Origin of the sequence: Chitinophaga cymbidii (genome assembly GCF_007992715.1) — a bacterium.
GTDB lineage: Bacteria > Bacteroidota > Bacteroidia > Chitinophagales > Chitinophagaceae > Chitinophaga > Chitinophaga cymbidii.
On sequence record NZ_BKAU01000004.1, the window covers coordinates 389,001 to 399,597 of the forward strand.

Genomic DNA, 10,597 nt, shown 5'->3' on the forward strand with positions numbered 1-10,597 from the left:
ATTTTGAGATGTAGTTTACTCTAGCTAATTTGTAGACTAATAGGATAAAAAGAAACATCATGCCAAACACATCATTACGATTCGAGACCTTGCAGGTCCATGCCGGCTACCAGCCGGAAGCTACCACCAAAGCAGCGGCGGTGCCCATTTACCAGACCACTTCTTACACGTTCGACGATGCCGCGCATGCGGCGGACCTTTTTCAGCTGAAGCAGTTCGGCAACATTTACACCCGCATCATGAACCCGACGACGGACGTGTTCGAAAAACGGGTGGCGGCGCTGGAAGGCGGCGTAGGAGGGCTGGCGGTCGCATCCGGACAGGCGGCGCAGTTCATTGCCCTGCACAACATCCTGCTGCCCGGGGACAATTTCGTGACCTCGTCTTACCTGTACGGCGGCACCTACAACCAGTTCAAGGTGAGCTTTAAGCGGATAGGCGTGGAAGCGCGTTTTGCGGACCTGGACGATCCGGCCAGCTTTGAGGCGCAGATCGATGACCGCACCAAAGCGATCTACGTGGAAACGATCGGCAACCCCGGCTTTGCGATCCCTGATTTCGAGAAGATAGCGGCGGTGGCGAAGAAGCATGATCTGCCGCTGGTGGTGGACAATACTTTTGGCGCGGCGGGATACCTTTTCCGGCCCATCGAGCATGGCGCGAACATCGTGGTGCAGGCGGCGACCAAGTGGATCGGCGGGCATGGCAACAGCATTGGCGGTATTATCGTTGACGGCGGCAATTATAACTGGGGCAACGGAAAGTTCAAACAGTTCACGGACCCGGATGATGCGTATCATGGCATGAAGTTCTGGGAGGTATTCGGCGCGGAGAGCCCCTTCGGCAATATCGCCTATATCATCCGCGCGCGCGTAACCGGCCTCCGCAGCTGGGGCCCCGCGCTGGCGCCGCAGAATGCATTCCTGTTCATACAGGGGCTGGAAACCCTGTCCCTCCGCGTGCAGCGGACGGTAGACAATGCCCTTGCGCTGGCGCAATGGCTGCAGCAGCACCCTTCCGTTGAATCCGTGAATTATCCGGGCCTGCCGGGCAATAAATACCACGAGCTGGGTAAAAAATACCTGAAGAACGGCTTTGGCGGCGTATTGTCATTCAAAATAAAAGGAGGAAAAGATGCGGCGGATAAATTCGTGCAGTCATTGGAGTTAATATACCACCTGGCGAATGTGGGAGATGCCAAAACGCTGATCATCCATCCGGCTACCACCACGCACCAGCAGCTGAGCGAGGAAGAACAGAAAGCCGCGGGCGTGGAACCCGGACTGCTGCGCATTTCCCTGGGGATCGAGCATATCGACGATATCAAGGGCGACCTGGATCAGGCGTTCAAAAAGGTATCCTGACGTTTTAAGAGTATCATAAGGCTTTCACTCAACTATCATCCGGAGCTGCTTTCCGCAAGGGGGCAGCTCCTTTTTTAGCTTCCTGCGGCTTTTAACCTCCCATAGCGCCGTGTAGGCGGTTGAACAGGAATTTCCGCGGATTGATGATCGCCATCTGTTCCAGCTCTTCCGGCGATAAGGCCGCCACCATGTTCGCCCACATCTGTTTGTCGGACTGCTGGCTTCTCACCACATAAAAATCCGTTCCGAACAGCACCCTGTCCGATACGCCGCTTTGCGGCAGCAGGGTGGTTTTCAGCAGGGGATGGGTTTGCGCGTCGTGGAGGATATAGCTGATGTCCGCGTATACGTTCGGGTACTGGAGCATGAGGCTGTAGATGATGCTGAACCAGCTGGCATACCGCCAGATGCCTTCCAGCGCGGAGTCTTCCGTAAAGTTCAGTCCCCTTTCCGGGTGAAACTGCAGGATGTTGTTCCGGAGGTCCCGGTCGCTTTCCAGGTAACGCGCCCATTCATCTTCCCCGCCGAAATGCCCGAAGCAGATCTTCAGCTTTGAGAGATCTTTTTGCAGCGGCGTATCCGCGTCCGTGAAGCCGAACAGGTCGAACAGCGCTTTGTCGTTATAGTGGACCAGCAATTGCCGCAGCCTTTTTTCATCCAGCAGGCAGAGGTAATTGAGGGGATGGGTGAAGTTGGTGGAGAAGTCCACGTTCTTTTTCTGGAAGAGCTGCAGCTTTTCATCGTCGGTGGACTGGGAGAAAACGGGATGGTAATTCCATTCTTTTTTCTTGGCGCCGCGGTAGAAGATCACGCCGCGGATGCAGTGGTTCAGCACGGGGATCTCATGCTCGCAGGCATAGAGCATCAGGGGCAGGAGGTCTTTGTCGAACGGATAGTAACCCAGCGCCGGGTAGGTTTTGATACCCGCAAAATGGTCTTGCTCAAGGCATTCTTTCACCACGTTCATATAACCGGGATCGGCCTGCAGGCGCCGCGGGTCCGCGAATACAAAAGGCAGGGCTGTATCGGGATTGTTCTTCCGCAGCCTTTTCAGTTCCGTGAGCTGCTGTATGTAGTTGTGGCGCGGCTTGCCGGCGTCCATGTAGTCCATGTCCATCGGCAGGATCACAAAGCGGGTGTGCAGCGGGTATTGGCGGGTGAGCGTGTGGAAGATATTGTGTTGTTTCCGGTAGAACGCGAACCGGCCGATGCTCATGTAACGGATGAGGTATTGCCGCGTTTTCGGGCCGGGCAGTATTTTCAGAAGCTTCAGCGTGCGGGTGGCTATGAACCACACCAGGTTGCGCCCGGAAGGGATGAGCAGCAGCACGAGCACGAGTATCCCGTATTGCAGGGCGGGCTGCACGGGAAGCAGGTGCCAGCGGATAAAGAACTGCGTAACGGCATCCAGCCAGGGATACCCGGTCACGCTCCAGCCCAGTACGATCAGGATCGCATCCAGCGTTAAAATACCGGCGATCACTTTCAGCAGCAGGCTGATGGCTTTGTGCTGATGCAGCCACAATCCCGCTTCGTAATAACGTTTCCTGAAACGGCGCGCGAAACGCCCGTACTGAAAGGGTTTGACCTTGTAGTACCACCAGCGGAAAAAGTTAACGACCAGCGGGATGGTAAGGATATATCCCAGCGGCGCCGGCAGCATTTTTTTTCCGAGGTAAGGGGGAACGTGGTCGCCGGTGAATACGTGGGTGTGACAGTTGATGAATGCCTGTTTCATGGTTTAACTATTCTTCATCCATACTACTTTTTGTTCGGAAGCGTGCGCCTGCCCGATCACATCCCTGTACAGCTCCGGTCTTCTTGCTTTTTTATAGCGGTAGCCGCCGGCCTGTTGCAGCTTTTCGGGGATTACTGTTGCGATGGCGATGTCGTTATCCAGCTTCCTGCATTCCGCGATCACGTCGCCGAAGGGGTCGAGGATCATGGAGCAGCCGTTTTTTAACTGGTCGTCGTCCATCCCGATGGGGTTGGAGAACACGGCGTAGATGGCATTGTCGTATGCGCGGGCGGGCAGCCATTTCATCAGCCAGGCGCGGCCTTTCAGCCCGTCAAATTCCTGCCGCAACGAGGTGGGGTCTTCATGGCGGCGTTCCCAGAGCGCCGGGTCTACGAAACCCGCGCCGGGACGGGTGGAGGGCGTGCACATGGTCACATGCGGCATGAAGATGATGTCCGCACCGAGCAGCGTGGTGGCTCTTACATTTTCGATGACGTTATTATCGTAGCAGATAAGGATGCCGCATTTCCAGCCCAGCAGGTCGAACACCACATAACGGTCGCCGGGCGTGAGGTGAGGGTTGATGAAAGGATGCAGCTTGCGGTATTTGGCCACCAGCCCGTTTTTGTCTACGCATACGTATGCTTTGTACAGCCGGTCTTCCGCATCTTTTTCAAATAGTCCGGCCAGTATCACGATGTTCAGTTCCCGCGCAATGCCGGTCAGCGCCTGTATGCTCGGGCCGTCCGGGATAAACTCCGCAAGGTCCAGCATCTGCTCTTTGTCGAGGTGCCGCGCGAACGTATACCCTGTCACCGAGCATTCATGAAAAGCGATCACGTCGGCGCCTTCGCCGGCGGCTTGCCGGGCGAGGCTGTGGATAACGGAAAGATTGTAAGCTTTGTCACCACTGCGGTTCTCAAACTGCGCGGTAGCGATCTGCAAGGTTTTCATAGTACGAAGCTAAGTTTTTCCATTGAACCAAATCCCCTAATAATTGAACGAATTTATAAAACCCGTTTGTCTTTTGTTTTGCAATTTTACATCGTCAATAGTGACATCATAATTTAAAACAATAAAAAATGAAACGTACTGCAAAAGCACACTGGACAGGAACCATAAAAGACGGCAGCGGTGTATTGACCACCCAAAGTGAAATTCTGAACCAGACCAATTATAGTTTCAGAACCCGTTTTGTTGGTGATGAAAAGGGGACCAACCCGGAGGAATTGTTAGCGGCAGCGCATGCCGGTTGTTTTACCATGGCCGTCAGTTTTGCCTTGACGGAAAAGGGAATGAACCCGGTTTCACTGGATACGGAAGCAGTGGTGTCAATGGATGCCACCGGAATAACCTCCGTTCATCTTTCCATCACCGGAAATGTACCAGGTATAGATATTGCAGCATTTGACGCGGTCACCAAAGGTGCAGAACAAAACTGTTTCATTTCTAAAGTATTGAAAATACCTGTTACTTCAGAAGCCCGCCTTATTTCATAACAACGGCGTTTAACGGATAGGTCAACATTATTACCTAAATTTGGTGAGTATTAAGACCGATGATCGCCGGATATAAAAAATTTGAGCTGTTTGGCAAAACATTCATTCAGAAAGTGGATGTAAAGCCTCCTTTTGAGTTTGCCTTTCCCGTGGCAGAGCAGGCCTGCTTTTTATATATGTTGAAAGGAGAGATGGAATATCAATCCGCGGATGATCATCTGAAAATTCCTACGCATCATTCCTTATTGCTAAACTGTATAAATTCCGGAAAGCAAATACATAATACCGATGCCGGCAGCGATGGTGAAATTGTAATTGTTACGTTCCATCCGGATATATTGAAGAAAGTGTACGATAAGGAAATTCCTTTCATCTTTCAATCCAGTAGCCAGGTAACCAATCAATCCAGGAGAGCGGTCAATAATGACTTTCTGATTCAGAAGTATATTGAAGGGCTGCTCTTTTATTTTGAAAATCCATCTTTGGTAAATGATGAGATTTTGATCTTGAAATTGAAAGAGATCATTCTATTGTTATCCCAAACGCAGGATGCCGAAACCATACAGGTCATCTTGTCCCAGCTGTTTTCGCCCGCTACCTATACGTTCAAACAAATTATAGCGGCCAACCTGTTTTCACAAACCAGCGTAGAAGACCTGGCGCAAAAGACCAATTTGAGCGTTTCTTCTTTTAAAAGAGAGTTTAAAAAGCTGTACAACGATTCCCCGGCCAATTACATCAAGACCAAAAGGCTGGAAAGAGCAGCTGAACTGCTTTTGGCTTCCGGTGAACGCATTACCGATATTGCTTTTGATTGCGGCTTCAACGACCTGGCCGGTTTTACCAAAAGCTTTCACGACAAATACAATGTTTCCCCAACCAACTACCGCTCCCTCAATAGTCTTTGAAATTCATACGTCCCCTTTCAGCACCATATTACCAAATAATTGAACCGATCTGCAAACCTGTTCTGCCTTTAGCGGCGCAATTTTGCAGTATCAATAAAACATTTAAAACTATGGGATTATCACATTTAGGTATTTTTCACACCGTTATTGGTGTTGTAGCCATTATTGCAGCAGTTATTTCTTTGATAAAAAGCGGTAAAATAGACCTCCGCCAGTTGACCGGCAAGCTGTATTTTTATTGTACGTTGATTGCTTCGCTCACCGCGCTTGGATTGTCCAGTGTCAACGGTATTAATCCGGGGCATATTCTTGCATGGCTGATTGTGGTGTTAATTTCGGTTGCCTGGTTTCTTCACGCCAGAAAACAGGGTAATAACCGCTCGCGGTTAATCGAGAATTTCTTACTTTCTTTCAGCTTTTTCCTGTCATTGATTCCCACCGTAAATGAAACCTTTAATCGAATTCCGGTTGGGCGTCCTTTGGCAAATGGACCGAAAGATCCGTTAATTGGTAAAACGCTTCTTTTACTTTTCGTCCTGTTTATTGTTGGGTCGGTTTTGCAGTTCAGGAAGCAAAGGAGGATCAATAAGGCGGTATAACCTGCAAATTTTATTAAAAGTGTATAACATTTTGTATTTTGATAGAATGAAATATTTACTGACCATCGTTATGTTAAGCTGCCTGCACGTTGCTGTTGCGCAGACGAAAGATGAGGCCGCCGTAGGCCGTGCCGTGGAATCATTACGTAAGGCCATGATCGCTGCGGATAAAGCGGAATTAAGCAGGCTGACGGCTGAAAAGCTGAGCTATGGCCACTCTTCAGGAAAGGTGGAGGACAAGGCCGCGTTTATCCAGAGCCTCGTCAGCGGCCAGTCCGATTTTGTAACCATTGATCTGACGGACCAGACGATCGCCGTAACCGGCGGCACCGCTATCGTGCGGCATACGCTGAGCGCCAAAAGCAACGACGGCGGGAAACCGGGTACCGTACATCTTCATATCATGCTGGCATGGAGCAAGGAGGGTGGTCAATGGAAGCTGGCGGGAAGGCAGGCGGTGAAGATACCGCAGCAGTAGGCTTTTTTTTCGACGGGCAAGGCAAACGTTTGCATAAAAACGGGAGCGGAACGTTCGCATTCGGACAAATGCTGTACAGAATCGCACAAGACAGGAAATTAGCAATCGTTGAAAATGAATGCATTACGATAAAACATCGGCATGGCATCATAGTTGCCTCACTGCCGGCAGTTTACGTTTAGCGAATTCCTGGCGGATTGCTACCAGCCAGGTCCCATCACCTTAACCACGCTTCGCGCGTGGTTTTTTTTATGCGGTGGTGTTCGCTTCCTTGCCGCGGAAGAGCGTGATCTTTTCCAGCACATCCTTTTCCCGGAAGGGTTTCAGGATGTAACCGTTCATGCCGGCGGCCATGTAGGTGTCCAGGTCTTCTTTCACCACGTTACCGGTAATGGCGAGAATAGGCAGGGATGCTTTTTTCGGGTCGGCCAGCCGGCGGATGTGACGGGCAAGTGCGAGGCCGTCCATCACGGGCATCTGGATGTCTGTAAGGATGATATCAAAATCATGTTGTTCAAGCAGCTCGAGGGCTTCCCGGCCGTCGGCAGCGGAGCGGAAGTCGACTTTTATTTTTTTCAGGATCAGTTCCAGCAGTCTGCGGTTAAGGGTATTGTCATCCGCCAGCAGCACCTGCGAAACCTTAGGCATCACGGCCGTGGGAGCTGTTTTGCCGGCAACAGGCGCCGTCTGCGGGGCCGCGGGTTTGTAGGGGATGGAGAAACGGAAGGACGATCCCTTTCCGGGCGTACTGTTCACCTGCACGGTGCCACCGTGCAGATCGATGATCCGCTTCACGATGGTCAGTCCAAGTCCTGTTCCTTCCGCTTTCGCGCTGTTGGACGCTGCCTGTGTAAATTCTTCGAAGATGAAGGGAAGATATTTCTTTTCTATGCCGATGCCGGTGTCTGTAACGGTTACGTCCAGCAGCAGCTTTTCTTTTTCGGGGCGCAGGCTGGCGTCTATGGTTACGCCGCCTTTGCTGGTAAACTTGATGGCATTGCCGGCGAGGTTGAACAGTATTTGTTTGAGACGGAACACATCGCCGTTCACCAGGGTGTCTTTGGAGAAATCGTACCGGGTCTGCAGCAGGATGCCTTTTTCGGCGGCTTTTACGGAAAGCCCCTTGGTGATGCCGTCCAGTATTTTTCCGGGTGAAAAAGGCTTCAGTTCCAGCGTGAGCTTGTTCTCTTCCAGTTTGGAAAAGTCCAGCACATTGTTCACGACGGACAGCAGCATGTTGGCGGAGAGGTTGATGGCGTCTACGTATTCGGACTGCTCGCCATCCAGCCGCGTTTTACCAAGTTGCTCGGAGAAGCCGATCACGGAGCTGAGCGGTGTTCTGATCTCGTGGCTCATGCTGGCCACAAATTCGCTTTTCAGTTTCGAGAAGTGGTCGGCATGATGGCGGGCGCTGTTGAGATGTACGCCGGTGCGGTAGTTGTACCACAGCAGGATGAGGATAGCAATGCTCAATCCGGCGATGAACAGGAGAATGTACAGCGTGTCCGAATTAAGATCATTCAGCTTCAGGCCGATGTCGTCCCTGAGCGCCAGCTGCTTCTGATGCGCGGCATTCACTTCTTCATCCTTCAGCAGGTTCAGGTTGCTTAACAATGTTTTTAAAAGCCTGTCATTGGAGATGACCATTTCGTATTCTTTCCGGTTCAGGCGGGCATGGCCTTCGGATATCCGGCGGAAAGCTTCGTTATAATATTCGTTGATCTTTTTAAGCTGCTGCCGGTTATACTGTTCCGCTTCAGCGGAATTGTCCGCAGAGATGATGGTTTTCACCACCTGGCTGCTGGTGGCGGTATCTTTTCGTTCCTTGTTGGATATGGCGTCCGCGATGCGGCCGAAGAGCTTCTTTCTTTTGGCGGGTTGTGTTTCAGTGCGGGAAGTGATCGAATCCACTCTCACCTGTTGCGTAAAAAGGCTTGCTGTGGCGGGTTGGGGGATCGTCCATTCCCGGGTGCTGTCCCATTCCTTGTTGATGGTCATCAATGAATCCATCATGGAGCGTACGCTGATGTAAATGCCGGTCTTGCGTGTTTTGTCCGCCAGCAGTCCTTTCAGATTGCCTTCGCGGCGGTCGCGGTCCTCAAGGGAATCCAGTTCCGCCGCTGCGTTGCTCAGCGCGGCGATATACTGGTTCAGGTGTTCCTTCTCGTAGGTAAGGGTAAAAAGGCGGAAATGGTTTTCCGCGGCATACATATTCTGGATGGCATTGTCGATCTGCTCTACTTCTCCGCGCACGTCCGTCAGCTCCATCACCGCATCGTTCAATTGCTTGAAGCGGTGCTGCTTGTAGTAGCTGATGACCACCAGGCCGACGAGCAGCAATACCAGTATCGCCAGCAGCACGTACCTGTACAGGAGGTGCCGGTTACCGGATTGCATGCGCAAGTTGGATTGTAGCGGTGTAAGGTCCATTATTGGAATAAGTAGATGTATTAATTTTTATACGCCGGTGGACGGCGACAGGTAACATATCGGGAAGGGGGCAAGATACGAAATAAAACGGAAGGAAGAGGAATTACCGGGACCAGTGGAGGGCCCCGGTAAAGCATACACTATCAATGTCCTTTTCCGCCGCCGCCGCTAAGCTGCATGCGGAGGTTCTGAATATCACGGTCAAACAGGTACAGGCCGCTTTTGTCTTCCCCGATCAGTTCCAGCTTTTCGTTGAGCGTACGGGCGAGCCTTTCTTCCTCGATCTGCTCGGAAACGTACCATTGCAGGAAGTTATGCGTAGCATAGTCCTTTTCCTGCAGCGCCATATGCACGAGGTCGTTGATGCTTTCAGACACTTTGATCTCGTGCTGGAGGAATTCCTCGAACACTCTTTTGAGCGACTGGAAGGTGATGATGGGCTGACCCAGGTGCGGCACGATGCCGAAGCCTCCGCGCTCGTTCACGAACTTGATCAGTTTAAGCATGTGCACTCTTTCTTCATCTGACTGGATGTAGAAAAATTCGGACACGCCCTGCAGGCCGGGCTGGATGTCTGCCCATGAGGCCATGGCAAGATATGCCTGGGATGAGGCGGCTTCCAGGGCTACCTGGGCGTTCAGCGCTTCTTGGATCGTTTTACTAAGCATATGTTTAAGGTCTGGTTATAACTAAATATACGAATTATAAGGACAGGTGTTTGCTTTTGACAGGGGCTTCAAAGAAGATGCCGGCCTGCCGGTCGAATGTCTCCGTATCGTCCGTGGTAAAGAACTCCCGGCTTCCGCCGGTGCTGCATTTCGCCGCCATCTCAGGATGCCTTTCCAGGTAATCGGCCAGGCTTTTCGCGGCAATGCTTCCCTGGGACAGCAGCTGCACGTCCGGCGGCAGGTATTGCCGCAACTTTTCGGCCAGCAGGGGGTAGTGCGTACAGCCCAGCACAATGGTGTCGATGTCTTCCGACTGTACCAGCAGCTGGCGGATGTATTTGCGGATAAAGAAGTCGGCCCCCTCGCTGCTGTACTCATCGTTTTCCACCAGCGGCACCCACATGGGGCACGCCTGCTGGTAAACGGTCACGTCCGGGAAGAACTTTTCTATTTCAATGGGGTAGCTCTGGGAGTTGACGGTGCCGGCCGTTCCGAAGATGCCCACCTGCCGGCTGCGCGTGTGTTTACCCACCACTTCCGTGGTAGGGCGGATGATGCCCAGCACGCGGCGGCCGGGATCGATCTTTGGCAGGTCGTTCTGCTGAATGGTGCGCAGGGCTTTGGCGGATGCGGTATTGCAGGCCAGTATGACCAGGTGGCAGCCCATATTGAACAGGTGCTGCACGCATTCCAGCGTGTAGTGGTACACGGTTTCAAAGGAGCGGATGCCGTAGGGCGCGCGGCCGTTGTCGCCGAGATATATGTAATCGTACTGCGGCAGTTCCCTGATGATCTCCTTCAGTACCGTTAATCCGCCGTAGCCGGAATCGAATACGCCTATCGGGCCTTGTTTTTTGTTCATACCTGCCAGTTTATAGCGTTGCATGGTGACAGGCAAATGCCGTGCCGCCGG

Annotated in this window: 10 protein-coding genes; 5 read left to right on the forward strand and 5 right to left on the reverse strand. The window is 52.1% G+C overall.

Features of this window, described 5'->3' with window-relative positions:
- The first annotated feature begins 59 nt into the window (after nucleotides 1–59).
- Nucleotides 60–1,364, forward strand: a complete 1,305-nt coding sequence (locus CCY01nite_RS17840; RefSeq protein WP_146864660.1) for an O-acetylhomoserine aminocarboxypropyltransferase/cysteine synthase family protein — start codon at nucleotides 60–62, stop codon at nucleotides 1,362–1,364.
- A gap of 91 nt (nucleotides 1,365–1,455) precedes the next feature.
- Here the strand turns inward: CCY01nite_RS17840 and CCY01nite_RS17845 are convergent, their stop codons facing one another.
- Nucleotides 1,456–3,102, reverse strand: coding sequence for an amidohydrolase family protein (locus tag CCY01nite_RS17845; RefSeq protein WP_146864663.1), 1,647 nt, complete (start codon nucleotides 3,100–3,102; stop codon nucleotides 1,456–1,458).
- Between the two features lie 3 nt (nucleotides 3,103–3,105).
- A complete protein-coding gene (locus CCY01nite_RS17850) occupies nucleotides 3,106–4,056 on the reverse strand; it encodes a nitrilase family protein (protein ID WP_146864665.1) in 951 nt (316 codons plus the stop codon).
- Between the two features lie 128 nt (nucleotides 4,057–4,184).
- On the opposite strand from CCY01nite_RS17850, the gene CCY01nite_RS17855 reads away from it, so the two are divergent.
- From CCY01nite_RS17855 to CCY01nite_RS17870, 4 genes are all read left to right on the forward strand, one after another.
- Entirely contained in the window at nucleotides 4,185–4,601 is a 417-nt protein-coding gene (locus CCY01nite_RS17855; protein WP_146864667.1) for an OsmC family peroxiredoxin, read from the forward strand.
- Between the two features lie 176 nt (nucleotides 4,602–4,777).
- Nucleotides 4,778–5,509 carry a helix-turn-helix domain-containing protein gene (locus tag CCY01nite_RS27110; protein ID WP_371863619.1) on the forward strand — a complete coding sequence of 244 codons (732 nt, stop codon included), beginning with the start codon at nucleotides 4,778–4,780 and terminating at the stop codon, nucleotides 5,507–5,509.
- A gap of 110 nt (nucleotides 5,510–5,619) precedes the next feature.
- Complete coding sequence (locus tag CCY01nite_RS17865) at nucleotides 5,620–6,108, forward strand: hypothetical protein (RefSeq protein WP_146864671.1); 489 nt, start codon at nucleotides 5,620–5,622, stop codon at nucleotides 6,106–6,108.
- Nucleotides 6,109–6,154: 46 nt separating this feature from the next.
- Entirely contained in the window at nucleotides 6,155–6,586 is a 432-nt protein-coding gene (locus CCY01nite_RS17870) for a nuclear transport factor 2 family protein (RefSeq protein ID WP_146864673.1), read from the forward strand.
- 249 nt (nucleotides 6,587–6,835) lie between these two features.
- On the opposite strand, the gene CCY01nite_RS17875 is transcribed toward CCY01nite_RS17870, so the two are convergent.
- The 3 genes from CCY01nite_RS17875 to murI form a co-directional block, all read right to left on the reverse strand.
- The gene (locus CCY01nite_RS17875) at nucleotides 6,836–8,983 is read right to left on the reverse strand and encodes a hybrid sensor histidine kinase/response regulator (protein ID WP_186831127.1); all 2,148 of its coding nucleotides are present in this window, start codon (nucleotides 8,981–8,983) and stop codon (nucleotides 6,836–6,838) included.
- Nucleotides 8,984–9,159: 176 nt separating this feature from the next.
- Entirely contained in the window at nucleotides 9,160–9,684 is a 525-nt protein-coding gene (locus CCY01nite_RS17880) for a ferritin (protein WP_146864677.1), read from the reverse strand.
- A 34-nt stretch (nucleotides 9,685–9,718) separates the two neighbouring features.
- A complete protein-coding gene (murI, locus tag CCY01nite_RS17885) occupies nucleotides 9,719–10,546 on the reverse strand; it encodes a glutamate racemase (protein WP_146864679.1) in 828 nt (275 codons plus the stop codon).
- Between the last annotated feature and the right edge of the window lie 51 nt (nucleotides 10,547–10,597).